Here is a 24,866-nt window from a genome sequence, read left to right as displayed (position 1 = left end):
GGTGGAGCGCTCCGTCGTGCCGTGGGACGAACCGGAACCGCTGAGCGGGCCGATCGGGGTGCCTCTGGTCGATCTGCTGGACCGGGTGCTGGCGACCGGGGTGGTCATCAGCGGGGACCTGGTCATCGCGATCGCCGATGTGCCTCTCGTACGTCTGTCGCTGCACGCGCTGCTGTCGTCGGTCAGCGAGCGGGTGCCGGCGCCCTGGGCCGACGGGGGGCCGCTGTGACGGACGCGCGGGTCGAACTGGACTCCGGGAAGGTGGGCCAGGACCTCGTCACGCTGGTGCTCACCGTGGTGGAGCTGCTGCGCCAGCTGATGGAGCGCCAGGCGATCCGCCGCATCGACGAGGGTGACCTCACCGAGGAGCAGACCGAGGAGATCGGCACGACGCTGATGCTCCTGGAACAGCGGATGACGGAGCTGTGCGAGCAGCACGGGGTGCGGCCCGAGGACCTGAATCTGGACCTCGGGCCGCTGGGGTCGCTGCTGCCGCGCGCCTGAGCCGCCGGGGGTCCCCCGGGTTGCGGCGATCACCCGAATGGCGGGGGCGCGGGAGCCGGAGGAGAGTGGGAGGAGGGGCGGAACGGCTTCCGCCGGGCGGCCCCTTCCCCAACCCCAGCTCTCCGTGTGAGGAACTCATGGCGACCAACGAAAGCGGCGGCACCCAGCTGGAAGGCGGCGCGGCAGGCGGGACGCGAGGGACGACGACCATCGCGGACAACGTGGTGTCGACCATCGCCGGTATCGCGGTACGGGAGACCGACGGGGTCAATTCCGTCGGCAAGGGCCCGTCGCGAGCGCTCGGAGCCGTCAAGGACAAGGTCTCCCGCTCCAGTGACCCGGGGCGGGGCGTCAAGGTGGAGGTAGGCGAGAAGCAGACCGCCATCGACCTCGACATCGTCGTGGAGTACGGCGCCCCCATCCTGGACACCGCGCGCAGCCTCCGTACGAACGTCACGGACGCGGTCGAGACGATGACCGGTCTCGAAGTGGTCGAGATCAACATCAACGTCACCGATGTCCATGTGCCGGGTTCGGACGACGACGAGGACGAGGACGAGTCGTCCTCGCGTCGCGTCCAGTGACGGGCCCGGCGAGCCCGTGGACAGGTCTTAGTCCTCGGTGAGGATGCCTTCGCGGAGCCGGCCCAGTATGCGGGCGATCAGCCGTGAGACATGCATCTGGGAGAGACCGAGACGTTCACCTATCTGGGACTGCGTCATCTCCTGGCCGAAGCGCATCTGGACGATGGCGCGCTCCCGTTCGTCCAGCGTCTCCAGCAGGGGCGCCAGGGCGTGCAGGTTCTCGACCAGTTCGATCCCCGGGTCGCACTCGCCGGTGATGTCCGCGTGGGTGCGGCTCACCCCGCTGGGGCTGTCGGACTCCGCCCCGTCGAGGGGTACGTCCAGCGAGTGCGCGGTGTAGCCGTTGGAGGCGACCAGGCCCTCGATCACTTCCTCCTCGCTGATGCCGAGGCGTTCCGCCAGTTCCGCCACCGTGGCCTCCCGGCCGAAGGAGGTGGCCAACTCCTCCTTGGCCTTGGCGAGGGTGACCCGGAGCTCTTGGAGCCGCCGGGGCACATGGACGGACCAGGTGGTGTCCCGGAAGAAGCGCTTGATCTCACCGACGATATAGGGAATGGCGAATGAGGTGAATTCGACTTCCCTGCTGAGTTCGAAGCGGTCGATGGCCTTGATGAGACCGATGGTGCCCACCTGGATGATGTCCTCCATCTGGCCGTTGCCGCGGTTGCGGTACCGGGCCGCGGCGAAGTGCACCAGGGTGAGGTTCATCTCGATGAGTGTATTGCGGGCGTACTGGTACTCCGCCGTGCCTTCTTCGAGGGTCTGCAACCGGTCGAAGAACAGCTTGCTGAGTGCCCGGGCGTCCTTGGGTGCGACCTTCAACGGGTCGGCGATCTCCGGGAGTTCGGCCGGTGCACCTGTCGTGGTCCCCGGCACCTGCGCAGATACGGATGTCGGCATGGCGATCATTCCCTTCCGTCGGACAGCGCCTGCTTACGCACGCGCGAAGCTGCGACTACCCGGAGCCATGCGTTCCACACACCTGTGCGACAAGATCCTTGGCGGGTCCGTCACCTGACGTGGCGTCGGTGGCACCTGCGCGCCGGCATTTTGAATCTCCTTCCCGCTCTTCCCCGGAAAAGTCAGGGGTTTTCCAGGAATACAGGGAGGGGGCCGGGGCATCTGATGCTTCGGAGGTTGATACCCATGGTTCCCGTGATTCTGGTTCTTCTGCTTGCGCTCATTCTCTTCGGGGCGGGTTTCGCCCTGAAGGCCCTGTGGTGGATAGCCATCGCCGTACTTGTGGTGTGGCTGCTCGGGTTCGTCGTCCGGCCTGCGGGCGGTGGCGGGAAGCGAGGTCGCTGGTATCGCTGGTAGATCTGACCGGGCGATACGTCGCAGCGGCACATAAAGTGAGGGCCGGCCGGGAATTTCCCGGCCGGCCCTCACTTTTCCGTATGCCTTTTCATCAGTGCGCAGACATCTGCCGGACGGGTGATACTCCCATGACTCACTCCCCCACCAGTGACGGCGAGCGGCTGATGCACGGGTTTCTGGCGGAGGTGCACGCCACCGCGCCGACCGACCTGCCGGCTCTGGTCAACCGGTACGCCGGTCTGCTGGGCCTGCGCCGGGTGGAGATCTACATCGTCGACCTCCAGCAGCAGCGCCTCTCCCCGCTCTCCGGCGAGGCGCAGCTCCACGTGGACGCGTCCCTGGCCGGTTCGGCCTTCCGCTCGCTGGCCCTGCGCGTCGAGACGACGGACACCGAGTCGCTGATCGCCTGGCTGCCTCTGGTGGACGGGGTGGAGCGGCTGGGGGTCATCGGTGTCCAGGTGGACGCGCTGGACAGGACGCTGCTCGAACGGTGCGCGAGTCTGGCGTCCGTCCTGGCGATGGCGATCACGTCGAAGCGCGCGTTCAGCGACCGGTTCGTGCAGCGGGCGCGTACGGAGACGATGACGCTGCCCGCCGAGATGGTGCGGGCCCTGCTGCCGCCGCGCGCGGTCGGTGAGGACCGGGCGCTGTCCACGGCGGTGCTGGAACCGGCGTACGAACTGGGCGGCGACGCCTTCGACCACTCGCTGACGGAGTCGACGCTGCACGCGGTCATCCTCGACGCGATGGGCCACAACCTGGCGTCCGGGCTGACCAGCGCGATCGCGGTCGCCGGCTGCCGCAGCGCCCGGCGCAGGGGGTCGGGGCTGCGGGAACTCGTCAGGACGGTCGACGGTGCGCTGGCCGAGTGGCTGCCCGACCAGTTCTGCACCGGCGTCGCCCTGCAACTGGACATGTCCAGCGGCATCCTGAGCTGGATCAACTGCGGCCACCCGCCCCCGCTGCTGATCCGTGAGAACCGCGTCCTGGACAACGCCCTGGACCGCCCGAGCGAACCGCCCCTGGGCACCCCGGGCATGATCTGCGAGGCGGAGCGGGTCGTCCACGAGGTGCCCCTGCTGCCCGGTGACCGGATCCTGCTGTACACGGACGGGGTGACCGAGGCCCGTATGGCGGACGGCACGCAGTTCGGCCTGAACCGCTTCACGGCCTCGATCATCCGCGCCACGGCCGCCGGGGAGCCCGCGTCGGAGGCGCTGCGGCAGCTCATCCACTCCATCCGGGACTACCAGCACGACCGGCTGAGCGACGACGCCACGATCATGATGCTGGAGTGGCATCCGGGCCCCACGGAGTCGTAGGGCCCAGCGGGCGTCACGGGCTCACAGGTTCGACCTCGGCACGCTCTCGTTCCAGGTGCGGGAGAAGACCCGCCGGCCGTCCTCGTAGCCGTCGAGCGTGGCGTCCACGTGGAACGCGGTGGCGTCGGAGGTCAGCATGGTGCGGGTCTCCACGCGTACGTCCCAGCCGGTACGCCGGAACCGCATGGTCCAGGCGGACTCGCCGCTCACCGAGCCGAAGTCGTCCGCGACGGAGGTGTACTTCTCGCAGGCCCGCAGCCCCACCTCGATGCCGTTCTCCTCGAACCGCTGGATGCCCCGGTCCTTCACGATGTCGAGCGCGGAGTGGTAGTCGACCAGGTTCCTGGTCACGGTCCACGCCTGTTCGGGTTCGGTGAGCTGGGTGACCTCGGGCGGCGCGCACCCCTCCGGCTCGCCGAAGGGCACCTCGGGCATCCCGTCCGGTGCCTCGGCCGGGCGGACGGGCAGCGTGAGGCGGCTGCCGCTCTCGTACACGCTCAGGCAGGCGGGCGCGGCGGCGGGCCAGACCAACGGCCAGTACGAGGTGGAGAGCGAGAGGCGGATGCGGTGGCCCGCCGGGAAGACCTGGGCGACCCCGTTGAGCGGGACCCGCACCGGGTACGGCTCGCCGGGCTCCAGGGGTTCGGGCCGGTCCGCGCCGGAGCGGTGGGCGAGGTTGAGTACACCGTAGGTGACCCGGGTGGCCCGGCCGTCCGGGGCCACGTCGGAGAGCCGCACCGCGACCTGCCCGGTCTCCCGGGAGGAGGAGACGAGCAGGTCCACCGAGGGCGCGCCCAGGATCTCGACACGCTCGGGCAGCGGCGCGGTCTCGAAGACCAAGGAGCCGCCGTCCTCCTCGCGCTGGTCGTAGGGCAGGTCCGGCGGGGCGTTGTACGAGGCCCACTTGCCGGCGAACTGGCCTACGGAGAGCGGTGACTGCACGGTGTGGACGCGTTCCTCCGCCCCGGTCGCCGGGTCCTGGTCGCCGCGGATGATGCGGTGGTCCCGGAGCGGGTGCGGAACCTCCTCGATGTGCGGGGACGGCCAGCCCGGCTCCCCGACCCAGCGGCCGGGACGTTCCTGGTAGGAGGTGGAGGGGGGCACGCTCTCCTGCATCCAGGCCCGGATCATGGGCCCGTCCATGACCCCGTTCTCGACGCCCTTGAGCCAGTGGTCCCACCACCGCACGACCTCCTGGAGGTAGCCGATGGCCGGCCCGGGCTCGCCCAGGTGGGGCAGCTTGTGCGACCAGGGCCCGATGAGGCCCTTGCGGGGGACGTCGACGCGGCTCAGGAGCCGGGTGACGGCGTTGGAGTAGCCGTCGGCCCAGCCGCTGGAGGCGAGCACGGGGCATCGCAGCGCCTGGTAGTCCTCGCTGAGCGAGGCGTGCCGCCAGTAGTCGTCGCGTTCCTGGTGGCGCAGCCATTCGAGGACCCAGGGGCGTGCGGAGTCCAGCCGTTCGTGCCACATGTCGCGCCAGCGGTCGCCGACGGCGGCGGGGTCGGGCGGGCAGGTGGAGTAGGCGAACATGGTGCCCGCCTCGGCCAGGTTGTCGGAGAGCATCGCGCCGCCGACGTAATGCATGTCGTCCGCGTACCGGTCGTCGGTGAAGGACGCGATGACGATGGCGCCGAGGCTCGGCGGGCGGCGGGCGGCGACCTGGAGCGCGGCGAACCCGCCCCAGGAGATGCCCATCATGCCGGTCTTCCCGTCGCACCAGGGCTGCTCGGCGAGCCAGGCGAGGACCTCCTCGGCGTCGCGCTGTTCGCGTTCCAGGTATTCGTCCAGCAGGACGCCCTCGGACTCGCCGGTGCCCCGCAGGTCCACGCGTACGCAGGCGTAGCCGTGGCCCGCGATGTACGGGTGGTGGATCGCGTCGCGGGTGGAGGTCAGGTCGTTCTTGCGGTACGGGACGGCCTCCAGGATCGCCGGTACCGGTTGGCGGTCGGAGGTGGTGGGGCGCCAGATCCTCGCCGACAGCCGGACCCCGTCCGACATGGTGATGATGACGTGGTCCTCTTGGCTGACCTCGTACGGCAGTCGGTCGACGTGTCGCATACCTGTGCTCTGCTCCTTCCTCTTCGCGGCGGTGTTCACGACGCCTTGACGTCGCGGCCGCCCGGTGCGGTGTCCTCGAAGGTGAGGCCGAGCGCGGCCACGCACTGGTCGAACTTGCGCCGCAGCCCTTCCTCGTCGTCCGCTCCGGTGAAGATGTGGGCGATCTCGTAGCTGTAGCTGTCCTGCTGGGGGACGGTGGAGAGCTTCTGGCCCTCGGACGGCACCATGTCGACGCGTACGCCGGGTATCTCGCGCTCGATGGCCGCGATCCTCTCCGGGGTGGGGACCTCGCGGACCGTTCCCTCGCCGAACCAGCGGTAGTACCACTTGGCGGCCATGCGGTACGGGCCGTCGCCGCCGGGGACCACGGGGTCCTCGCCGAGGGCGAGGCGGATCATCCGGTGGTGGTTGGGGACGCCGTCGACGTACTGGAAGAGTTCCGCGTGGGACTGGGAGTGGCGGGGGTTGATCTCCAGCAGGCTGACCTGTCCGGTCTTCGGGTCGTAGAAGTACTCGATGCTGAACGTCGCCGCGTCCATGCCGATCTGTCGGATGGTCCGCTCGCTGACCTCGTGCAGCTGGTGGACCACCGCCGGGGGCAGGGTGCTCGGATACTGGTGGCGCAGGAAGCACGGGGAGTCGGGGTAGTTGATGGAGTCGAGCACCCCGTAGACGGTCACCTCGCCGTTGCTCGCGTAGCCCTCGACGGCGACCTGGATGCCGGTCATGGCCTCCTCGGCGAGGCAGACCTGTCCGCCGATCCCCTCCATCTCCGGCGGCAGGTCGAGGAGTTCCAGCACCTCGTCAAAGGGCTTGCCGACCCGGCCGATGCCTTTGCGTATGGTCTCCACGGCGGCCCGGAACTCGGCCATGTCCGCGACTCCGTAGGCGAGTTCGGAGGAGTAGGCGAGGGCGGGCTTGAGCCACATGGGGAAGCCGACGCCCTCGGGCGGCTGCGGGTCGTCGCTGTCGAGGTCGACCCGGCCGAAGCCGGGCAGGGCGTCGGTGGCCTTCCGCTGTTCCAGTCGGCTCCAGTACTTGTGCTCGCACTTGACGACGGATTCCAGGCTGGTGGTGCGGGTGCCGTACTCGCGGCCGAGCATCGGCACGAGCGTGCTGACGGGGAAGTCCCAGTAGCCGACGATCGCGTCGACGGTTCCCTCGTGCGCGTCGAGTACCGCGCGGGCCCGTTCCATCAGGCCGGTGACCGACACCTCGCCCCCCTGCAACTCCTCGATGGTCAGCAGGGGATGGAGCCGGTATCCGGCCGCGTCGGGGAGTGCGTTCAGGGTCGGCAGGTTCGCCTCGTCCAGACCGAGTACGAAGATGTTCTTCCGCTGTGGGGACACGCGTCGTCCTTTCGTGGGGTCCCCGGCGCGTACCCCCCATCGGCGGGATCAATGGCCGCGTGGGCGGTCCCCGGCACCACCCGCACCGAGGCGAGGACGAGGAAGCCGGCCGCGTGCAGGATGGGGCGGGGCGATCCGCGCCTCACATTCCGGTGCGCTGTTCCGTCGGACCGTCAGCAGCGGAAACGCACGACGACGAGCAGGGGCGGTCACGTACATGAGCACACCTTCCGAGCCGGACCTCAGCGCCGTCATGGGCGAGCGGCGTCAGCTGATGAACCTCGCCTACCGGATGCTCGGTTCGGTCGCCGAGGCGGAGGACGCGGTACAGGAGACGTACGCCCGGTGGTACGCGATGTCACCTGAGCAGCGGGACGCCATCGCGTCGCCCGGGGCGTGGCTGACGACGGTGGCCAGCCGGGTCTGCCTCGACGTGCTGGGCTCGGCGCGGGTCAGGCGGGAGCGTTACGTCGGTGAGTGGATACCGGAGCCGCTGCCGGACCGCTCCGAGTGGGTCGGCGGACGCGCCGACGGCGGCCGCGACGACCGGGCCGACCCGGCGGACCGGGTCACCCTGGACGAGTCCGTGAACATGGCCTTCCTGGTGGTGCTGGAGTCCATGACCCCGGCCGAGCGGGTGACGTTCATCCTGCACGACGTGTTCCGGTATCCCTTCGCGGAGGTGGCGGACATCGTCGGCCGGAGCGCCCCGGCCTGCCGGCAGCTCGCCGCGTCGGCTCGCCGGCGCCTCCGGGACTCCCGCGCCGAGGCGGTGCCGGCGACCGGGCAGGCGGCCCTGGTGCGGGAGTTCAAGGACGCCTGGGAGGCCAAGGACATCGGGGCGCTCATCGGGCTCCTCGATCCGGAGGCGGCGATGATCACCGACGGCGGCGGGCTGGCCGGGGCGGCCCTGCGCCCGGTCGAGGGCGCCGAGCGGGTCGCCCAGTACCTGGTCCACTTCGCGGACAAGGTGCCCGGGCTCCTGCTGCTGGAACGCACGGTGAACGGGCGGCCCGGCCTGGTCGCCGAGCACGCCGGGGTCACCGTCACCGTGGCCGCGTTCGGCCTCGCCGGGGACCGTGTGCACCGCATCTGGGCGGTACGCAACCCGGAGAAGCTGCGGACCTGGCCCGGGCACGGCGGGTCCGGGGCGGCGCCTCAGTCGTGGGGCGGGTAGGCCGGCCGGCCGTCGCCACGCGGTTGGCGCAGACCCGGTCAGGTCCCTCTTGAGCTCGTACCGCGGTCCGTTCTCCCTGGGTACGCTCGTTCCGGTGAGCACGCCACCGGCAGGGAACCCGGAAGACGGGAGCGGGTCGATCATGTGCACCGCCGAGGACTACCCCGTACGGGCCGCCGCCCGCTCCCGTACGCCGGCCGAGCTCGACGGGCGGCTGGTCACGTGCCGCGCCTGTCCCCGCCTGGTGGAGTGGCGCGAGGAGACCGCCCGCATCAAGCGCCCCGCGTTCCGCGACTGGGAGTACTGGGCGCGTCCCGTACCCGGCTTCGGGCCCCCCGACGCCTCCCTGGCCATCACGGGCCTGGCGCCCGCCGCGCACGGCGGGAACCGGACCGGCAGGATGTTCACCGGCGACCGGGCCGGCGACCTGCTGTACGCCACGCTGTACGAGCTGGGGCTGGCCTCCCGGTCCACGGTGACGGACCTGGCCGACGGGCTCGAACTGTACGGGGTCCGGGTGACGTCCCCCGTGCACTGCGCGCCGCCCGCCAACCGCCCCACGCCGGGCGAGCGGGACAGGTGCCGGCCGTGGCTGGCCCGGGAGCTCCAGCTGCTGCGGCCCACGGTGCGGTCGGTCGTCGTGCTCGGCGGCTTCGGCTGGCAGACGACCCTGGCCGCCCTGGAACCGGCCGGGCTCCGGGTGCCCCGGCCCAGGCCGGTGTTCGGCCACGGGGCCCGTACGGTGCTGGAACCGGCCGACGGGGCGGACGGCCCGCTGACGGTGTTCGGCTGCTACCACGTCAGCCAACGCAACGTCTTCACCGGCCGGCTCACCCCGGCGATGCTCCGCGAGGTGCTGGCCGAGGCGGCGGAGACGGCGGGGTTGCCGGTGGTCCGGCCGGATCCGGAATGACCGGGCCGCGCCGGAGACGGTGAGCGGCATTTTTCGAGGCGTTTCGCGGGCTCACGGGATTTTTTGCCAGATCATCAGATTGGCATCACAGAAAATCGAGCAGGCGCCCGTTATGGGCACACTTTCTCGCACCACCACGCGTACGCTCCGCCGCCGCCTCCTCGTGCCCGTCGCGATGATGTCATTCGCCCTCGTCGCGGCGGGCTGCAACGACGACGGCTCCGCATCGGAGGGCGCGGCCACGCCCGCGGCCCACGCCGGGACGACGGGCCCCGCGCAGACCTCGCCGCAGCCGTCCGCCCCGGCCTCCTCGCCCCCCGCGACCGCACCGTCCTCCTCCGCCGCGCCCAGCGAGTCCGGGGCCGACGCCGCCGGTCCCGGCCGGTGCACGGCCGAGGGGCTGGGCATGAGCGTGAAGCAGGGCCACGGGGGCGCCGGGCAGGTCTACTACGAGCTCACGTTCGTGAACAAGTCCGGGCACTCCTGCACCCTGAACGGCTTCCCCGGCGTGTCCCTGATCCAGCGTGACGGCGGCGTCATCGGCGCACCGGCCAAGCGCGACGGGGCCTCGCACGGGGCGACGGTGCTGGCTGCCGGCAAGACGGCGCACGTCGTGCTGCACACGCTGAACCAGGGCATCGCGGACGGCGGCTGCTGGAAGCGGGGGGACTACCTGCGGGTGTACCCGCCGGGCTCCAAGGAGGCCCTGACCCTGCGCGACCCGCAGATCCGTGTCTGCGGCGACCGCTTCACGACCACGTCGGTCGAGCGCTGACCTCTCCGCCCGGGGGCGTCCACCGTCAGGCGGGAAGGTCGTCCACCGTCGGGGCGACCGGCGCGAACAGGTCGCCGACAGCGGTCAGCGCGGCGGTCTTGAGCGTGCCGGCCGGGACCACCGTGCCGTCGGGCGCCGGCAGGCTGCGGGTGGCCGTGGCCTCGGCGACGACGGCGGGCCGGTAGCCGAGGTTGAACGCGCCCTGCGCGGTGTGCGTGACGCACATGTGGGCCATGAACCCGGCGAGTACCAGGTCCTTGCCGCTGCCGGGCGCCGCGCCCAGGGCGGTGAGGGTCTTCTCCAGCTCCGTGCGGTGGAAGGAGTTCGGGAACTGCTTGACCACCACCGCCTCGCCCTCCCGGGGCACCACCTCGTCGCTGAGTGCGCCGATGTGCTCGCGGATGTCGTACGGGGAGCCCTCGCCGCCGTCGTGGATGACGTGGACCACCGGTGCGCCGGCCGCCCTGGCCCGGTCCAGGAGGCGTGCGCAGGCGGCGACGGCCTCCTCGGCGCCCTCCAGGGCCATGACGCCGGTGCGGTAGGTGTTCTGGACGTCGATGAGGATCAGCACGGATTCGCTCAGCCGGGGCAGCCGGGCGTCCAGTCCGGAGACCTCGCGGAGGGTCGCGGAGGGCTGGTTCGTGGTCATGGTGGGTGCCTTTCTCGGGGTTGTTTCTCGGGGTTGTCGGCAGGTTTCGGGCAGAGCGAAGCCGTCCGCCGTGCCGGCGGGGGTTGGTCGTCGGGGTGTGCGGAGCGGTCAGGCCGCGTGGGTACGGAAGCGGCGGCGGTAGGCGGCCGGGGTGGTGGCGATCTGCCGCCGGAACACACGGTGCAGGGTCTCCGCCGACCCGAGTCCGGCAGCGGAAGCCACCCGGTCCAGCGGGTCGTCGGTCGTCTCCAGGAGCCGGCGGGCCGCCTCGACGCGGGCGGACTCCACATAGGCGGCCGGGGAGACTCCGGTCTCCTGTTTGAAGACCCGGGCGAAGTGGCGCTCGCTCAGGCACATCCGCGCCGCGAGCACCGGTGCGGACAGGTCCTGGTCGAGGTGGTCCGCGATCCACAGCCGCAGCGCGTCGATCCCGCGCCGGGAGGCGGCCGGTCTGCTCAGGGGCACGGAGAACTGGCTCTGTCCGCCCTGCCGCCTGAGGTACATCACCAGCTGGCGTGCCACGGCGAGCGCGGTGTCCTCGCCCAGGTCCTCGGCCACCAGGGCGAGCGCGAGGTCCAGGCAGGCGCTGATGCCGGCGCCGGTCCACACCCGGCCCCGGTCGGCGCGTACGAAGATCGGGTCCGCGTCGACCGTGACCTCCGGGTGCGCGGCGGCGAGCTGGGCGGCCGTCGACCAGTGCGTGGTCGCCGTCCTGCCGTCCAGGAGCCCGGCGGCGGCCAGCAGATGCGCGCCGACGCACACGGACGCCACCCGGCGAGCGTGCGGGGCGGTCTCCCGCACCCAGGTCACGATGTCCGCGTCGACCCGGGCGACGGGCCCGTCGTCGGTCAGGTCGACCGCGCCGGGCACGAGCAGGGTGTCGACCTCCCGGCCCACCTCGCCGAAGGTGAGGTCGGTCAGCAGCCGCACCCCCGCCGAGGTCCGGACCTCGCCGGCCCCGGGCCCGGCGAGCCGGACCTCGTAGCGGTCGCGGCCCTCGGACACCCGGTTGGCCAGGGCGAAGACCTCGGCGGGGCCCGAGACGTCGAGGAGATCGACGCCGGGGAAGACCGCGATGACGACGCGGTGTGCGGTGGACATGACTCCATCCTGGTCGCCCGCGCGGGTGGCCGCAATGACGGTTCCCTGTCACATTCGGACACCGTGGGACCGGGCGCCCGCGTCCGAGATGCGGGCGCCCGGGCGCGCTGGTTCGCTGGGATGGACGGCTCTCCACCGAGAACCTGGAGTGATCATGAGCGTTGCGGACGAGACGGGCGGCCGGGCCGAGCGCATCCGGGCGAAGGCCGAGGAGATGCGGGAGACCGCCGAGCGCACATCGGACCCGCAGGAGCGGCAGCGCCTCCAGGACAAGGCCCGCCGGCTCCAGGAGCGGAGCGACCAGGTCACCACCAAGGGCGACCACGGGACGAACGCGCTCTGAGCCGGCGGCCCCTTCCGCTACTGGGTGAACCGGGGCAGCCACTTCACCAGGTAGTCGGGGTGCCCGGCGTTCTCGGCGGCCAGCTGCCGGACCACGAAGCCCAGTCCGAAGGCCCGGCCGGAGGCGAAGTCGCGCTGCGGGCGGTCGACGTCGAGCGCGGCCACCTCGGCGTACTCGTCCAGGAGGACCCGGTGGGTCTCGACGCGCTGCAGCGTCCGGGCCGGGTCCTGGCGGACGATGTGCCGGTCGTAGGCGTGGCCGTGCGTGCGCAGCGTGAAGGCGATCGCGCCGCCCCGGTCGTGGATCTCGCCGGGCGACTCGGCCGGGCACCGCCATGCCTCGCCGCCGGCCGCCCGCGCGAGGTCCTCTTCCTCGTCCAGGCGCGCCCTGACGAAGGCGACGAGGTCGGAGTTGTCTGTCGTCATCTGGTTTCGCATCCTTCCGCTCGGCCCCACCCCCTGGGGGCCGAGCTGGACACTATCCCGACGCGCCTCAGTGGCTCCCGTCCACCGGCTCCAGTACGAACACGGGGATCTGCCGGTCCGTCTTCTTCTGGTAGTCGGCGTAGTCGGGGAACGCGTCGACCGCGCGCTCCCACCACTGCTCCTTCTCCGCGCCGGTGACCTCACGTGCCGTCATGTCGCGGCGCGTGGGGCCGTCCTGGAGCTCGGCGCGCGGCTCGGCCTTGAGGTTGTGGTACCAGACGGGGTGGGTCGGGGCGCCGCCCTGGGAGGCGACCACCGCGTACCGGCCGTCGTGCTCGACGCGCATGAGGGGCGTCTTGCGGATCTTCCCGCTCTTGGCGCCCACGGTCGTCAGGACGATGACGGGCATATCGCGCATCGTCGTCCCTTCCGTGCCGCCCGAGCTCTCGTACTGCTCGACCTGGTCGCGAACCCACTGGGAGGGGCTCGGCTCGTACTCGCCCTGGAGAGGCATGCGTTCTGTCCCGTCGTCGGTCTGTCCGGCCGTGGCGCGTCGTCGGCCACGGCATCTCATCATGGCTTCAACGCCTTCTGCCGCCGGGCTCATCCGCCCCGGCCGTCGTGTCGCGGTCAGGAGCTCCCGGCGCCCTCGGTGCCGTAGCGGACCGTGACCTGCTCGAAGCCCAGGGATTCCAGCAGGCCCTTGAGCATCGCGGTGGTGTTCTTCTCGGCGCGCTGCGCCAGGCCGCTCTCCTTCGCCGCGTCGCCGATGTGGCGTGCGGCCAGCTTGTTGACGGCCTGCTCGCTGCCGGGGTTGTCGGAGAAGAAGTCGCCGAGCCGGTCGAGGATGCCGCGCTGCTTGGACACCGCGTAGGAACGGTCGGGGTCGAGTGCCGGTTTGCCCAGGGCCGCGTGCGGGAGCCGGATTTCGGCGGTGGTGCGGTCCTTGTTCACGACCACTCCCCCGCTCGTCACCCGCCCGAGGTCGACGTACGCGGACACGGTGCCGGCGCCGACGTACAGCGTGCGGCTGCCCCGGATCACGTCGGGGACGTACTTGGTGTCCTTCTCCAGGTCGACCACGACCTGGAAGTTGCCGGCCGCCGCCTCGTACCTGCTCATGTCCTGGATCGACTTGAGCACCGCGGGGCCCGAACGGTCGTGGGTCTCCTCGCCGAAGATGTCGCCCAGGCCGGGGAGCAGGCTGAGGCGGGTGCCGAGGAACAGCAGGGCGAGCGCGGCCGCGGTCAGGGCGGCCGCACGGCCCCAACGACGGCGGCGCCGGCCGTCGTCGGCCGGGCCGGGCTTCGTGGACGGTTCTGTCGCCGGGTCGGTGGAGGTCATACGGTCCGTATGACCCGGCCCGCCGGGTTCACGCAGGGCGGACCGCCCTTGGGTCAACTCCCGGGCCCGAAAAGGCCACTCAGGCCCCGGTGGCCCCGTCCAGCCGCTCGCGCACCAGGTCGGCGTGGCCGATGTGGCGCGCGTACTCCCCGATCATGTGGACGTGGACGAGGCGGAGCGAGTACACCTCCCCGTCGTGGGTGAAGGTGTCGTCCAGCGAGGCGCCGGCGACGATCTCGTCGGCGAGCCGGCACTGCTCGATCAGCTGGGCGTAGTCCTCGGCGGCCGTGGCGGGGTCCAGGTCCTCGAAGTCCGCGTCCTTGCCCTTGGCCGGGTCGTACAGGGGCTTCAGGTCCTCTCCGGCGAACCGCTGCCGGAACCAGGTGCGTTCGACCTTGGCCATATGGCGTACGAGCCCCAGCAGGGACAGGTTCGACGGCTCCACCGTCCGTTCGGCGAGCTGTTCACCGGTGAGTCCGGCGCACTTCTGAAGGAGGGTCGAACGGAACCAGCCGAGAAAGCCGGTGAGCATCTCCCGTTCGGCGGCGACGAGCGAGCCCGGCGTACGGGTGGCTGCGGGTGCGGTCCAAGTCATCCGGCGATCATGCACCCTGAACAGCTTTTCCTACGAGTCGATTTACGCGCGCATGCCGTAGTCGTCGCCGTCCGAGGCGGAACGGGTCACGGACGTCGTGGCACCGCCGACGAGCCCGAGGACCAGGAAGAGGACCACCAGGGCCTTGCCCGCGGTGCTCATGACCAGCGGCCTGGTGGCGGAACGGGGCTGCCCCCGCGGTACGGAGAGGTCGTCGTCGCCGAAGAGTCCCTTGGGATAGGCCGGGCTGAGCAGGGAGAAGTAGGCGGAGACCCGCATCTCGTAGCGCAGGGTGGCCGCCGTGGCCTCGAACAGCGGGCGGGGCATGCGCCCCAGGATCAGGGTGATGAGCCACCACAGGACGGCCAGGACGGACCAACCGGACGTGGCGAGACCCTGCACGATCGCGGCGGGAATGACCAGGATCAGCCGGAAGAACACGGCGAGCCGGTTCAGCCGCGTCGGGCGGACGTCGATGCGGACGGGGTGGTCCGGCGGCTGGGACAGGCTGAAGGGCGGGTAGCGGTCGACGAGGAGCATGGCGCTCGCGCCGACCCGGGTCCGGTAGGCCAGGACCTGGGCGAGGAAGCGGTAGACGGGCCCGGGCAGCCGGCCGAGCGCCAGGGCGGCGAACCAGCCGAGGACGACGGTGAAGAAGGCCCCGATCTCCAGGAAGAACAGCACGATGAAGTGCGGGATCAGCAGGAGCAGCCGGAAGAGAACGGTGAGCCGCCGCTGGCGGACGGGTTCCACGACGTCCAGCACGGGCCGGAACTCGTCGGCGTCCCCGGCGCGTGGCCCGGGGCTCCACTGGGCGTCGGTCATGTCGCTCCTCTTCGGCGGTGACCGCGCGCCGGGCCCGCGATCCTGGCCACCGGGCGCCGGTGCGCGGCACTCCCGGTGGCCTTCCACCGTCGGCCCCCCGGACACGGTCCGCAATCGGCCACGGGCCGATCGGGTCGCCGTGCCGCCGCAGGTCAGCGCTTGCGCGGCCGGCCGCGCGCGGCGCTGCGGCGGACGCCGTGCCGCAGCCGCGACCAGGCGGACGCGGCCCGCCCGGTGCGACGCGGCGCGGCCTTGGAGCGGGGCGCGGGCTTCGCACCGGCCGCGGGCTTCGTCCGGGGCTTCGGTTTCGTACGGGCCGCGGCCTTCGTACGGGGTGCGGCCTCAGGGCGGTCCGCAGGCTCCGGGTCCTCGGCGAGGACGTGGTAGCGGTGGCTCAGGCGCCGCCCCACCAGCAGATAGGCCAGGAGGGCGCCCGCGGTGTTGAGGATGACGTCGTCCACGTCGAAGGCGCGGCCCCGTACGACCGCTCCCTGCACCAGTTCCACGAGGACGATGACCCCCACGGTCAGCACGAACATGCGGAGCATCCGGAGCCGTCGCGGGACGAGGATGGGCAGCAGGATGCCGAAGGGCATGCCGAGCACCAGGTTGCCGCCGGCCTGCTTGCACGCCGCGAGGAACGTGTAGTCCTCGGCGTACTGCCGCAGGGAGCGGCCCGGGTGCAGGTTCGATTTCACGAGGTCCTCGGAGGCGGGCGACGGGGTGAGCGTCACCTTCGCCAGCACCACCGAGAATCCGACCATGGCCACGAAGGCGAGTACGAGGATGGAGACGCGCAGCAGGAGCCGCCCCCATCCTCTGCGCCGGGCCGTGTCCCGCTGGGGTCTTGCCGCCGCTGCGTCCATGCGCCACGGATGCCCCGCGAACGCCGGACCACACCCCCGCGCCGTGCGGGGCGGGCCTCCCGGCGTCAGACTGGTCCCGACGGGCCGGTCCCGCATGGCCCGGCGTATCCGGACCGATGCGGAGGTCTCATGACGGACGACCACGCCGAAGCACCCCTGAACTGCCTGGTCACCGGCGCCAGCGGCTACATCGGCGGCCGCCTGGTCCCGGAACTGCTGGCGGCCGGGCACCGGGTGCGGTGCCTGGCCCGCACCCCGGAGAAGCTGCGCGACCACCCATGGGCCGGCGAGGTGGAGACCGTACGCGGCGACGTCACGGACGCGGCCTCGCTCGCCCCGGCGATGGACGGCATCGACGTGGCCTACTACCTGGTGCACGCGCTGACGACCGGGGCCGGTTTCGAGGAGACCGACCGGCGGGCCGCCACGGCCTTCGCGGAGCAGGCCCGGGCCGCCGGGGTCGGCCGCATCGTCTACCTGGGCGGCCTCACCCCCGAGGGCGTGTCCGCGCGGGAGCTGTCGCCGCATCTGCGCTCCCGGGCCGAGGTCGGGCGCATCCTGCTGGACTCCGGCGTGCCGACGACCGCGCTGCGGGCGGCCGTCATCATCGGCTCGGGCTCCGCGTCCTTCGAGATGCTGCGCTATCTCACCGAGCGGCTGCCGGTGATGGTGACGCCGAGCTGGGTGTCGACGCGCATCCAGCCGATCGCCGTGCGCGATGTGCTGCGCTATCTGGTGGGCAGCGCCCGCATGCCCCGGGACGTGAACCGCACCTTCGACATCGGCGGTCCCGACGTCCTCACGTACCGGGACATGATGCAGCGTTACGCGGAGGTGGCGGAGCTTCCGCACCGGCTGATCCTGCCCGTTCCGATGCTGTCCCCGGGCCTCTCCAGCCACTGGGTCGGGCTCATCACCCCCGTGCCGGCGTCGATCGCCCGGCCGCTCGCCGAGTCCCTGCGGTACGAGGTGGTGTGCCGGGAGCACGACATCTCGGGGTACGTCCCCGACGGCTCGGGGCAGCCGTTCGGCTTCGACAAGGCACTGCGCCTGGCGCTGCAACGGATCCGGGAGGCCCGGGTCACCACCCGGTGGTCGTCCGCCTCGGTGCCGGGCGTGCCCAGTGACCCGCTGCCGACGGACCCCGACTGGGCGGGCGGCAGCCTGTACACGGACGTGCGGGAGCGCGAGGTGAACGCGTCGGCCGAGGCCCTGTGGCGGGTGGTGGAGGGCATCGGCGGGGAGCACGGCTGGTATTCGTTCCCGCTGGCCTGGGCGGTGCGCGGCTGGCTGGACCGGTTGGTGGGCGGCGTCGGTCTGCGGCGCGGCCGGCGCGACACGGACCGGCTGCGGGTGGGCGACTCGCTGGACTTCTGGCGGGTCGAGGAGATCGAACCGGGGCAGCTGCTGCGGCTGCGGGCGGAGATGCGGCTGCCGGGGCCGGCCTGGCTGGAGATGTACGTGGAGCGGGACGGGGAGGGCCGGTCGCGCTACCGGCAGCGGGCCCTGTTCCATCCGCGCGGGCTGCTCGGGCACGCGTACTGGTGGAGCGTGTCGCCGTTCCACGCCGTGGTGTTCGGCGGGATGGCGCGCAACATCGCACGGGCGGCGGAGAACCGGACGTCACCCGGACGGGCGATACCGGCGGTGTCGCCCTGAGCGGTGAGTCCCGGGGCGGCGGGGTGACGGCAGCATGGCTGTCCCCGCCTCATCTGGAGTTGCGCCATGACCGTTGCGGTCGTCCTGTTCACCGCCGACCTCCGTCTGCACGACCATCCGCCGCTGCACGCGGCGCTCGCGTCGGCCGACGAGATCGTGCCTCTGTTCGTCCGGGACAGCGCGATCGGGGAGGCGGGTTTCGACGCCCCGAACCGGCGCGCGTTCCTCGCCGACTGTCTGCGCGACCTGGACGCCGGACTGCGCGACCGGGGCGGCCGGCTGGTCCTCCGGTCCGGGGACGTTGCCGACGAGGTGTGTGCGGTCGCCTCGGAGACCGGTGCCGACGAGGTGCACATGGCGGCCGGTGTCAGCGCGTACGCCCGCCGCCGTGAGGAGCGGCTGCGCGAGGCGCTGGAAGCGGACGGGCGCCGGCTGCGCGTCCACGACGGGGTGGTCACGGCGGTGGCGCCCGGCGCGGTGACACCCGCCTCCTCGGACCACTTCGCCGTGTTCACCCCGTACTTCAGGCGCTGGGCGCAGGAGCGGCTGCGCGAGGTGTTCGGCGCGCCGCGCACGGTCCGGGTGCCGGAGGGGCCGCGCTCCGAGGAGGTGCCTTCCCGCGGCGATGTCTCCGGTGTGTCGGAAGGGCTCGCGGAGGGCGGCGAGGAGGCGGGGCGCAAGGCGTTCACGGCCTGGCGGCGGCGCGGGCTCGCCGCGTACGAGGACCGGCACGACGACCTTGCGGCCGACGGCACTTCGCGGCTCTCGCCGCATCTCCACTTCGGCACCCTGTCCCCCGTCGAGCTGGTGCACCGGTGCCGGGACGCGGGCGGCGCGGGGGCCGAGGCGTTCGTACGGCAGCTGTGCTGGCGGGAGTTCCACTACCAGGTCCTCGCGGCCCGGCCCGCCTCGTCGCACGAGAACTACCGCGACAAGCACGACCGGTGGCGGTCCGAGGCGGACGCGGCCGACGAGGTCGAGGCATGGCGGCAGGGGCGCACCGGCTATCCGATGGTCGACGCCGCGATGCGCCAGCTGCTCCACGAGGGCTGGATGCACAACCGGGGCCGGCTGCTCACCGCCTCCTTTCTCACCAAGACGCTGTACGTGGACTGGCGCGTCGGGGCACGCCACTTCCTGGACCTCCTGGTGGACGGCGACATCCCCAACAACCAGATGAACTGGCAGTGGATGGCGGGCACGGGCACCGACAGCCGCCCCAACCGGGTGCTCAACCCCGTCGTGCAGGGCAAGCGGCTCGACCCGGACGGGGAGTACGTCCGGCGCTGGGTGCCGGAGCTGGCCCCGCTGTCCGGGTCCGCCGTGCACGAGCCGTGGAAGCTGCCGGCCGGGGAGCGGGAGCGGCTGGACTACCCGGAGCCCGTGGTGGAGCTGGCCGAGGGCCTGGCCCGGTTCCGGCAGGCGCGTGGGCTGGAGTGACGGGGTGGGAGCGCGTCGCGCTGTTGCTGCTGTCGGCGGCGTCCGGGGCGGCGGACGCGTTCGTCTTCCTCTGTGTCGGCCAGGTCTTCGCCGGGGTGATGACCGGGAACCTGGTGCTGCTGGGCGCCTCGGCCGCCGGGGCGGGCGAGGAGGGCGTCGCGCTGCGGGTGGTCACCGCGCTGGTCTCGTACGGCTGCGGGGTGGCCGGTGCCTCGCTGGTGGGTGAGCGGATGTGGCGGCGGGTGCCGTTGATGCTGCTGGCCGAGGTGGTGCTGCTCGCGGCGGGGGCGGGGCTGTGGGCGGCCCGGCTGGTCGCGTCGGACACGGACCGGCTGGGTCTGCTGGTGCTCATGGGGCTCGCGATGGGCATCCAGGGGCGGGTGCGGGCGACGCCCACGAACTACTTCACCGGGACGCTGACGTCGCTCGTCGGCCGCCTCGCGGTGGGGGCGTGGCGCAGCGACGACGGTTGGACCGCAGGGCGGCTGGCCGCCCTGGTGGCGGGGGCCGCGCTCTCGGCGCTGACCGTACGGCTGTGGCCGGAGGGCGGTGCGGTGGTGGCCGTGGCGCCGGCGGCGGCGGCTCTGCTGGTGGAGGCTGCGGCGGGGCCGGGGCGGGCGGCGGCCGGGCCGGGAAAGGGGAAGCCCCGGCCGGATCGGGGGAATCCAGCCGGGGCGGCTTGAGTGCGGGCGCTCAGGGCGTCATCCACATATAGGTGAACGATAAACCACCACTGTCTGTTCCCCGCAATCCCGGCCCCGGACTGTGATCCAGGGCACGGGACGGGCGGCCCGCAGGGTGTTTCGCTCACCGGGCGGCGGGTGCCTCGGCGCCGTAACGGCGGTGGAACCGCTCGATCCGGCCCGCCGCGTCCCGCACCTGCCGGGCGCCCGTGTAGAAGGGGTGGCTCACCGACGAGGTCTCCACGTCGATGACGGGGTGGCTGCGGCCGTCCTCCCCCGCATTCCCGGCCGCCGCCCACCGCACGACTTGCACCAACCGCCGCCAGCAGAAAGGCTGTTCGAAGAGAGATGGGCTACAGTCAGCCGCTGGCATATGCCGGATGCAAGAACGCATCGAGTGTTGCCAAACCTCTTACGGGCCTCTTCCGGCTGTGCGAAAGTCGTATGCGGTCCACCCTTCGTCACTGGTTGTGCCGCCCTGTATCGGAGTACGACATGCCGTCCCCCCTCTCCGCGGACCGCTCCGCCCCGCAACCGCCCGAGCGCGATGCCGTCGACGCGTTGATCCACCGCACGCGCCGGTTGCGCGGCGACGTGGACGCGGTGCGGCGCGACGCCGTGCGCGTCGTGGACGAGGACGACCCGCGGACGCGGTGGCAGCACGCGCTGTGCGAGCTGGCGGTGCACCATCTGGACGCCCTCGGCGCCCATCTCGGACAGCTCCGGGACGGCCTGCCCCCGGAGCCGTCCGAACAGCCCGCGGACACCGCCGACGAGCCCGCCGGCTCCCTGATCGGCCGGGTCGGCAGCGCCGAGTGGAATCTGCTCACCGACGAGGTCAGCTGGTCCGACGAGCTGTTCCGGATCTTCGGCCGGGACCCGGAGGCGGGCGGGCTCTCGCTCGACGCCCTGCCCTCCCGGCTGCTCCCCGAGGACCAGCCGTTACTCACCGCGCTCGTCACGGACTGCCTGGTGGACGGCAAGCCGATAGACGGCGAGTTCCGCATCCGGCACACCGACGGGCGCGTCCGGACCCTGCACATGAGGGGCGAGCCCGTGCTCGACACGGACGGCTGCACCGCCTCCATGTGGGCCGTCCTGCGCGACGTCAGCGCGCTGCGGCGCAGCCAGCAGGTGGTGCGCCGCACCCATGACTCGCTGCGCCGCGAACAGCCCGGCGCCGGACACCGGGCCCCGGCGGAGGCCGTCCTCCCGCCGTGGCAGACCTCCCTCCGGCTCCCCGACCACGGCCCCGGCGCCCTGGACATCGCCGCGCACTACCTGCCGTCCGAGACGAGCGCCCTGGTCGGCGGCGGCTGGTACGACGCCATGGAGCTGCCCGACGGCAGGACGATGCTCACCGTCGGCGATCTCACCGGCCACGGCGTCCAGGCCACCTCCGCCATGGCGGTGGTGATGGGCGCGGTGCGCGGCATGGCGACGGCCGGCATCGAGCCCGGCGCCCTCCTCGGGCACCTCAACCAGTTGCTGGAGAGCTCCATTCAGCCGGCGCTGGGCAGCGCCGTGTGCGGCAGGTTCGACCCGGCGACGCGCACCCTGGACTGGGCGCAGGCCGGGCACCCCGCGCCCCTGCTCTTCCGTGACGGCACCGGACGCCCGCTGCCGCTGCCGGACGGGGTGCTGCTCGGAGCGGCCTCCGGGGTCGCCTACGAGCAGGTCGAGGCGCACCTGCTGCCCGGCGACGTACTGGTGCTGCACACCGACGGACTGGCCCGCGACGATGCCGCCGGGCACGGTGGTGCGCGCCCGGGCACGGAGACGCTGCTGCGGCTGGCCCCGCGCTTCGCCGAGGCCCGCTCGGCGCAGGAGTGCGTACGGATCGTTGTCGAGGCGTTCGGCGCGGCCGAGCGACTGGACGACGCGTGCGTGCTGGTCGCCCGCCTCGGGGTGTGAGGAAACGACGTCGGGGCGTAGGGAAACGACAGACCTCCGGCGGAGCCCGCGGTGCTCATCGCGTCCCGGGGCTCCTCAGATCTCGGCGCTCCTCGGCTTCCTGCCGCGCTGGCTCGGCGGCACGGCGAGCTGGATCTGCTCGCGCAGGTCCTCGATCTTCGCGTAGCCGGAGAACTGCCCGGTCAGCCGGTACATCTCGCGCAGCCGGTCCCAGGTCCGGTGGGAGGAGGTCTCCCCCATCGTGACCAGGGCGAGCCGGGCGTAACGGTCGGCCTGTTCCGGGTCGTCGGCGATGAAGCACGCCGAGGCGAGCGAGATGTAGTCGAAGATCTTGGACCGCTCGCGGCCGTTGACCCGCAGCTCCAGGGCCTGCTTCGCGTGCCGCTGGGCGATGACCGCTGCCGAGGGGTCGTGTTCGGCGAGCGTACGGAAGGCCAGGGCCTGCATGCCGTGCATGTCGGCCTCGTCGAACATCTGCATCCAGCTGGGCGGGGGCACATCCGCCTTGTCCGAGACGAAGAGCTCCTCGGCCCGGCCCAGGGTGCGCCGCATGGCCTGGCCCCGGCCCATGGACGCCTGCGCCCATGCCTCGATGGTGCAGAGCATCGCCTCGGTGCGCGGCAGGACCGCGTCGCCGGAACCGGACTTGGCGAGCTTCATCAGGTCCAGCGCGTCGTCGGGACGGCCCAGGTGGACCATCTGGCGGGCCGCGCGGGACAGGGCCTCACCGGCGCGCGGGCGGTCGCCGCCCTCGCGTGCCGCGTGCGCGGCGATGACGAAGTACTTCTGCGCGGTGGGTTCGAGGCCGACGTCGTGCGACATCCACCCCGCCAGGACGGCGAGGTTGGCGGCGACGCCCCACAACCGCTTCTGGAGATGGGCGGGGTGGTGGTACGTGAGCATGCCGCCCACCTCGTTGAGCTGGCCCACCACGGCCTTGCGCTGGAGGCCGCCGCCCCGGGAGGCGTCCCAGGCGCGGAACACCACGACGGACCGCTCCAGCGCCTCGATCTCCTCGGAGCCGATGGGGGCGGCCTCGTACCGGTCGAAGCCGGCCGGATCCGCGTGCAGGGGGTCGCCGGCGCGCGGGGCCTCCGCCGCCAGTGCGGGGTCGGTGTTCAGCCAGTCGTACATGGGGCCGGCGATGGCGGAGCCGGCGGCGAGCACGGCGCCCGCGCTCATCAAGCCGCGTCGGTTGAGCATGAGGTCCATTCCCGTGAATTCGGTGAGGACCGCTGCCGTCCGTTCGGGCGGCCACGGGAGTTGCTCGGGATTGTCCTGCGTCCCGGCCTCTCGCCGCTTCCCCGCACGCCCGCGCCGGCCGAACCCGAGGTCCTCGATGGTCACGACACGACCGAGCCGCTCGGTGAACAGAGCCGCCAGCACCTTCGGCACGGGATCGCGGGGGGACTCCCCCCTATCGATCCAGCGCCTCACGCGCGAGGTGTCGGTGGCCAGTTGCGGGTGGCCCATGGCCGCCGCCTTCCGGTTCACCATTCTCGCGAGTTCGCCCTTGGACCAGCCGGCAAGGCCGAACAGGTCCGACAGACGGGTGTTGGGTTCTCCGGTCACGTCAAGCCCCCAGGTTCTCGGCTGTGTTGACAGTAACCCCGTGTCAGATGCCCTGTGACTATTCGCCAGGGTTTCGCCAGGGTGCGCTATGTCGAAAGACACCCGCGCCCCGGTGTCAGGTAAGAAAGCGCAACCCCGCCCGGCAGCCCTAGGTACTCCCCAGGGTGCCGAACGGCCGCCGGCCGGGGTGGCGCACGCAACTTGTCGGCGCACGAAGGGATCTGTATCGCCCATGTACACAGCATCGTCCTCCGTGTCCGCCCCGCCCCGGCCGCTGCGTCCCCTCCAGGCGGGCGGCGGACCGTATCTCGACCCGCGCACCACCGTCCCGGCCCCCGGACTCGGGCGGCCCCGGCGGCCGGGAGGGCCCGGCGCCCCCTCGCTCGGCGGGCGCCTGGACCTGTCGGGCCCCCAGGGCGCCCAGCTGAGGATGGTGATCGCGTCCGTGCACCGGATCTGCCCGGAGTTCAATCCGGTGCAGGTGCTGCGGCGCAGCGGGCGTTCGGTGCTGCTGGTCGGCTCCACGGGGCGGGCGACGGCGGTGGCGAAGTGTTTACTGGACCACTCCCCCGCCTGGTCGGAACGGTTCCGGCACGAAATAGCGGCATACCGGGCGTTCGTCCGGCACCGCCCGCCGGTCCGGGTGCCCCGGCTCATCGCCGCCGACCCGGAGAACTGCACGCTGGTCATCGAGCGGATGCCGGGCCGGGTGGCCGCGCTGACGCGCCACCCCGCCGAGGCGCCGCCCCGCGCGGACCTGCGCGCCGTGCTCGGGGCGGTCGCCCGGGTGAACGCCTGGCGCCCGCCGGCGGGCCTGTTCGAGGCGCCGCTGGACTACGCGGCTCGGATCAACCGCTACCACGAGCTGGGTCTCTTCACCGACCGGGACCTGGGTGACCTGCAGAAGCTGCTGCACGGGATCGCCCACTCCGGGGGGCGCGGCGCGATGGGGCAGTTCTGCCACGGGGACGCCCTGCTGTCCAACATCCTGCTGTCGCCCACCGGTCCGGTGCTGGTGGACTGGGAGCACGCGGGCTGGTATCTGCCGGGGTACGACCTGGCGACGCTGTGGACCGTGCTGGGTGACGCCCCGGTGGCCCGGCGCGAGATCAGCAAGCTGGCGCAGGTCGCCGGTCCGGCGGCGCGCGACGCGTTCCTGGTGAACCTGATGCTCGTACTCACGCGGGAGATCCGCCGGTACGAGACGGCCGTGCAGCGGGCCATGCGGGAGGCCGGGCCCGCCCGGGCCGTGCAGGACCGGGCGGGCGCGCTCGCCCCGGGCGAGGAGCAGCGGCTGCTGCTGCGCCGGCTGCACGACGACTGCGCGATGGCCCGGAACGCCGTGCGGGCGGCGGTCGGCACGCGCTGACCGGCCGGCCCCACGGGGCGCGCCGCGGGTCCGGTGCCGACACACCGGGACCGCGGCGCGCTGTTGTGTGCGGGCCGGCGCC

At 72.3% G+C, this 24,866-nt stretch carries 26 protein-coding genes and 1 pseudogene; 14 read left to right on the top strand and 13 right to left on the bottom strand.

Annotated features, from left to right (window positions below):
• Position 1: 1 nt before the first annotated feature.
• The 3 genes from OG867_RS30395 (at position 2) to OG867_RS30385 (ending at position 1,088) form a co-directional block, all read left to right on the top strand.
• On the top strand, positions 2–229 hold the full coding sequence (locus tag OG867_RS30395) for a gas vesicle protein (RefSeq protein WP_073865453.1): 228 nt from the start codon (positions 2–4) through the stop codon (positions 227–229).
• Entirely contained in the window at positions 226–504 is a 279-nt protein-coding gene (locus OG867_RS30390) for a gas vesicle protein K (protein WP_328898748.1), read from the top strand. Before OG867_RS30395 ends, OG867_RS30390 begins: the two co-directional genes overlap by 4 nt.
• A gap of 137 nt (positions 505–641) precedes the next feature.
• Positions 642–1,088: an Asp23/Gls24 family envelope stress response protein gene (locus OG867_RS30385; protein WP_328898749.1), complete on the top strand. Its 447-nt coding sequence runs from the start codon at positions 642–644 to the stop codon at positions 1,086–1,088.
• A gap of 27 nt (positions 1,089–1,115) precedes the next feature.
• Here the strand turns inward: OG867_RS30385 and OG867_RS30380 are convergent, their stop codons facing one another.
• Positions 1,116–1,997, bottom strand: coding sequence for an RNA polymerase sigma factor SigF (locus tag OG867_RS30380; protein ID WP_328898750.1), 882 nt, complete (start codon positions 1,995–1,997; stop codon positions 1,116–1,118).
• Positions 1,998–2,234: 237 nt separating this feature from the next.
• Here OG867_RS30380 and OG867_RS30375 point away from each other — a divergent pair, with 237 nt between their 5' ends.
• Both OG867_RS30375 and OG867_RS30370 read left to right on the top strand, forming a co-directional pair.
• Positions 2,235–2,405, top strand: coding sequence for a hypothetical protein (locus tag OG867_RS30375; protein ID WP_026171501.1), 171 nt, complete (start codon positions 2,235–2,237; stop codon positions 2,403–2,405).
• Positions 2,406–2,533: 128 nt separating this feature from the next.
• Positions 2,534–3,727, top strand: coding sequence for a PP2C family protein-serine/threonine phosphatase (locus OG867_RS30370; RefSeq protein ID WP_406290231.1), 1,194 nt, complete (start codon positions 2,534–2,536; stop codon positions 3,725–3,727).
• 21 nt (positions 3,728–3,748) lie between these two features.
• Here OG867_RS30370 and OG867_RS30365 read toward each other — a convergent pair whose 3' ends face one another.
• A complete protein-coding gene (locus OG867_RS30365) occupies positions 3,749–5,785 on the bottom strand; it encodes a CocE/NonD family hydrolase (protein ID WP_406290229.1) in 2,037 nt (678 codons plus the stop codon).
• 35 nt (positions 5,786–5,820) lie between these two features.
• Complete coding sequence (locus OG867_RS30360) at positions 5,821–7,134, bottom strand: acetyl-CoA carboxylase biotin carboxylase subunit family protein (RefSeq protein WP_406290226.1); 1,314 nt, start codon at positions 7,132–7,134, stop codon at positions 5,821–5,823.
• 217 nt (positions 7,135–7,351) lie between these two features.
• On the opposite strand from OG867_RS30360, the gene sigJ reads away from it, so the two are divergent.
• The 3 genes from sigJ (at position 7,352) to OG867_RS30345 (ending at position 9,999) form a co-directional block, all read left to right on the top strand.
• Positions 7,352–8,311 carry an RNA polymerase sigma factor SigJ gene (gene sigJ / locus OG867_RS30355; protein WP_406290224.1) on the top strand — a complete coding sequence of 320 codons (960 nt, stop codon included), beginning with the start codon at positions 7,352–7,354 and terminating at the stop codon, positions 8,309–8,311.
• A 142-nt stretch (positions 8,312–8,453) separates the two neighbouring features.
• Entirely contained in the window at positions 8,454–9,224 is a 771-nt protein-coding gene (locus tag OG867_RS30350; protein WP_406291225.1) for a uracil-DNA glycosylase, read from the top strand.
• Positions 9,225–9,336: 112 nt separating this feature from the next.
• Positions 9,337–9,999: a DUF4232 domain-containing protein gene (locus OG867_RS30345; protein WP_406290222.1), complete on the top strand. Its 663-nt coding sequence runs from the start codon at positions 9,337–9,339 to the stop codon at positions 9,997–9,999.
• Between the two features lie 25 nt (positions 10,000–10,024).
• Here the strand turns inward: OG867_RS30345 and OG867_RS30340 are convergent, their stop codons facing one another.
• Both OG867_RS30340 and OG867_RS30335 read right to left on the bottom strand, forming a co-directional pair.
• Positions 10,025–10,648, bottom strand: a complete 624-nt coding sequence (locus tag OG867_RS30340; RefSeq protein WP_406290220.1) for a cysteine hydrolase family protein — start codon at positions 10,646–10,648, stop codon at positions 10,025–10,027.
• 108 nt (positions 10,649–10,756) lie between these two features.
• A complete protein-coding gene (locus tag OG867_RS30335; protein ID WP_406290218.1) occupies positions 10,757–11,749 on the bottom strand; it encodes a GlxA family transcriptional regulator in 993 nt (330 codons plus the stop codon).
• A gap of 154 nt (positions 11,750–11,903) precedes the next feature.
• Between OG867_RS30335 and OG867_RS30330 the strand changes: the two genes are divergently transcribed.
• Positions 11,904–12,092, top strand: a complete 189-nt coding sequence (locus tag OG867_RS30330; protein ID WP_018102948.1) for a DUF6381 family protein — start codon at positions 11,904–11,906, stop codon at positions 12,090–12,092.
• Positions 12,093–12,109: 17 nt separating this feature from the next.
• Here OG867_RS30330 and OG867_RS30325 read toward each other — a convergent pair whose 3' ends face one another.
• From OG867_RS30325 to OG867_RS30300, 6 genes are all read right to left on the bottom strand, one after another.
• A complete protein-coding gene (locus tag OG867_RS30325) occupies positions 12,110–12,517 on the bottom strand; it encodes a DUF6221 family protein (RefSeq protein ID WP_328898759.1) in 408 nt (135 codons plus the stop codon).
• Positions 12,518–12,584: 67 nt separating this feature from the next.
• Complete coding sequence (locus OG867_RS30320) at positions 12,585–13,031, bottom strand: nitroreductase family deazaflavin-dependent oxidoreductase (protein ID WP_328898760.1); 447 nt, start codon at positions 13,029–13,031, stop codon at positions 12,585–12,587.
• 116 nt (positions 13,032–13,147) lie between these two features.
• Positions 13,148–13,861 (bottom strand): DUF4230 domain-containing protein, encoded by a 714-nt coding sequence (locus OG867_RS30315; protein ID WP_406290213.1) that lies wholly within the window; start codon positions 13,859–13,861, stop codon positions 13,148–13,150.
• A gap of 79 nt (positions 13,862–13,940) precedes the next feature.
• Positions 13,941–14,456, bottom strand: a complete 516-nt coding sequence (locus OG867_RS30310) for a DinB family protein (RefSeq protein ID WP_406290211.1) — start codon at positions 14,454–14,456, stop codon at positions 13,941–13,943.
• A 42-nt stretch (positions 14,457–14,498) separates the two neighbouring features.
• Complete coding sequence (locus tag OG867_RS30305) at positions 14,499–15,281, bottom strand: DUF4389 domain-containing protein (RefSeq protein ID WP_328898763.1); 783 nt, start codon at positions 15,279–15,281, stop codon at positions 14,499–14,501.
• Between the two features lie 152 nt (positions 15,282–15,433).
• On the bottom strand, positions 15,434–16,147 hold the full coding sequence (locus OG867_RS30300) for a VanZ family protein (protein WP_406290208.1): 714 nt from the start codon (positions 16,145–16,147) through the stop codon (positions 15,434–15,436).
• A gap of 129 nt (positions 16,148–16,276) precedes the next feature.
• Here OG867_RS30300 and OG867_RS30295 point away from each other — a divergent pair, with 129 nt between their 5' ends.
• The 3 genes from OG867_RS30295 (at position 16,277) to OG867_RS30285 (ending at position 19,929) form a co-directional block, all read left to right on the top strand.
• The gene (locus tag OG867_RS30295) at positions 16,277–17,806 is read left to right on the top strand and encodes an SDR family oxidoreductase (RefSeq protein WP_406290205.1); all 1,530 of its coding nucleotides are present in this window, start codon (positions 16,277–16,279) and stop codon (positions 17,804–17,806) included.
• 66 nt (positions 17,807–17,872) lie between these two features.
• On the top strand, positions 17,873–19,246 hold the full coding sequence (locus OG867_RS30290; RefSeq protein ID WP_406290202.1) for a cryptochrome/photolyase family protein: 1,374 nt from the start codon (positions 17,873–17,875) through the stop codon (positions 19,244–19,246).
• A gap of 23 nt (positions 19,247–19,269) precedes the next feature.
• Complete coding sequence (locus tag OG867_RS30285; protein ID WP_406291223.1) at positions 19,270–19,929, top strand: YoaK family protein; 660 nt, start codon at positions 19,270–19,272, stop codon at positions 19,927–19,929.
• Positions 19,930–20,053: 124 nt separating this feature from the next.
• Here the strand turns inward: OG867_RS30285 and rpmE are convergent.
• A pseudogene (rpmE, locus tag OG867_RS30280) lies at positions 20,054–20,203 on the bottom strand (50S ribosomal protein L31); the annotation flags it as partial.
• A gap of 221 nt (positions 20,204–20,424) precedes the next feature.
• On the opposite strand from rpmE, the gene OG867_RS30275 reads away from it, so the two are divergent.
• Entirely contained in the window at positions 20,425–21,843 is a 1,419-nt protein-coding gene (locus OG867_RS30275) for a PP2C family protein-serine/threonine phosphatase (RefSeq protein WP_406290199.1), read from the top strand.
• 75 nt (positions 21,844–21,918) lie between these two features.
• On the opposite strand, the gene OG867_RS30270 is transcribed toward OG867_RS30275, so the two are convergent.
• The gene (locus OG867_RS30270) at positions 21,919–23,415 is read right to left on the bottom strand and encodes a hypothetical protein (RefSeq protein WP_406290197.1); all 1,497 of its coding nucleotides are present in this window, start codon (positions 23,413–23,415) and stop codon (positions 21,919–21,921) included.
• Positions 23,416–23,647: 232 nt separating this feature from the next.
• Between OG867_RS30270 and OG867_RS30265 the strand changes: the two genes are divergently transcribed.
• The gene (locus OG867_RS30265; RefSeq protein WP_406290195.1) at positions 23,648–24,784 is read left to right on the top strand and encodes an aminoglycoside phosphotransferase family protein; all 1,137 of its coding nucleotides are present in this window, start codon (positions 23,648–23,650) and stop codon (positions 24,782–24,784) included.
• Positions 24,785–24,866 lie beyond the last annotated feature (82 nt).

Source organism: Streptomyces sp. NBC_00209 (assembly GCF_045206345.1).
Taxonomy (GTDB): domain Bacteria; phylum Actinomycetota; class Actinomycetes; order Streptomycetales; family Streptomycetaceae; genus Streptomyces.
This window is presented reverse-complemented; position numbering and strand designations above follow the sequence as displayed.

Excerpts from the sequence above, each read along its gene's own strand:
- OG867_RS30385 (WP_328898749.1), top strand. The coding sequence starts at position 642 with ATGGCGACCAACGAAAGCGGCGGCACCCAGCTGGAAGGCGGCGCGGCA.
- OG867_RS30380 (WP_328898750.1), bottom strand. The coding sequence starts at position 1,997 with ATGATCGCCATGCCGACATCCGTATCTGCGCAGGTGCCGGGGACCACG.
- OG867_RS30375 (WP_026171501.1), top strand. The coding sequence starts at position 2,235 with ATGGTTCCCGTGATTCTGGTTCTTCTGCTTGCGCTCATTCTCTTCGGG.
- OG867_RS30370 (WP_406290231.1), top strand. The coding sequence starts at position 2,534 with ATGACTCACTCCCCCACCAGTGACGGCGAGCGGCTGATGCACGGGTTT.
- OG867_RS30365 (WP_406290229.1), bottom strand. The coding sequence starts at position 5,785 with ATGCGACACGTCGACCGACTGCCGTACGAGGTCAGCCAAGAGGACCAC.
- sigJ (WP_406290224.1), top strand. The coding sequence starts at position 7,352 with ATGAGCACACCTTCCGAGCCGGACCTCAGCGCCGTCATGGGCGAGCGG.
- OG867_RS30350 (WP_406291225.1), top strand. The coding sequence starts at position 8,454 with ATGTGCACCGCCGAGGACTACCCCGTACGGGCCGCCGCCCGCTCCCGT.
- OG867_RS30345 (WP_406290222.1), top strand. The coding sequence starts at position 9,337 with ATGGGCACACTTTCTCGCACCACCACGCGTACGCTCCGCCGCCGCCTC.
- OG867_RS30340 (WP_406290220.1), bottom strand. The coding sequence starts at position 10,648 with ATGACCACGAACCAGCCCTCCGCGACCCTCCGCGAGGTCTCCGGACTG.
- OG867_RS30335 (WP_406290218.1), bottom strand. The coding sequence starts at position 11,749 with ATGTCCACCGCACACCGCGTCGTCATCGCGGTCTTCCCCGGCGTCGAT.
- OG867_RS30330 (WP_018102948.1), top strand. The coding sequence starts at position 11,904 with ATGAGCGTTGCGGACGAGACGGGCGGCCGGGCCGAGCGCATCCGGGCG.
- OG867_RS30325 (WP_328898759.1), bottom strand. The coding sequence starts at position 12,517 with ATGACGACAGACAACTCCGACCTCGTCGCCTTCGTCAGGGCGCGCCTG.
- OG867_RS30320 (WP_328898760.1), bottom strand. The coding sequence starts at position 13,031 with ATGCCTCTCCAGGGCGAGTACGAGCCGAGCCCCTCCCAGTGGGTTCGC.
- OG867_RS30315 (WP_406290213.1), bottom strand. The coding sequence starts at position 13,861 with ATGACCTCCACCGACCCGGCGACAGAACCGTCCACGAAGCCCGGCCCG.
- OG867_RS30310 (WP_406290211.1), bottom strand. The coding sequence starts at position 14,456 with ATGACTTGGACCGCACCCGCAGCCACCCGTACGCCGGGCTCGCTCGTC.
- OG867_RS30305 (WP_328898763.1), bottom strand. The coding sequence starts at position 15,281 with ATGACCGACGCCCAGTGGAGCCCCGGGCCACGCGCCGGGGACGCCGAC.
- OG867_RS30300 (WP_406290208.1), bottom strand. The coding sequence starts at position 16,147 with ATGGACGCAGCGGCGGCAAGACCCCAGCGGGACACGGCCCGGCGCAGA.
- OG867_RS30295 (WP_406290205.1), top strand. The coding sequence starts at position 16,277 with ATGACGGACGACCACGCCGAAGCACCCCTGAACTGCCTGGTCACCGGC.
- OG867_RS30290 (WP_406290202.1), top strand. The coding sequence starts at position 17,873 with ATGACCGTTGCGGTCGTCCTGTTCACCGCCGACCTCCGTCTGCACGAC.
- OG867_RS30275 (WP_406290199.1), top strand. The coding sequence starts at position 20,425 with ATGCCGTCCCCCCTCTCCGCGGACCGCTCCGCCCCGCAACCGCCCGAG.
- OG867_RS30265 (WP_406290195.1), top strand. The coding sequence starts at position 23,648 with ATGTACACAGCATCGTCCTCCGTGTCCGCCCCGCCCCGGCCGCTGCGT.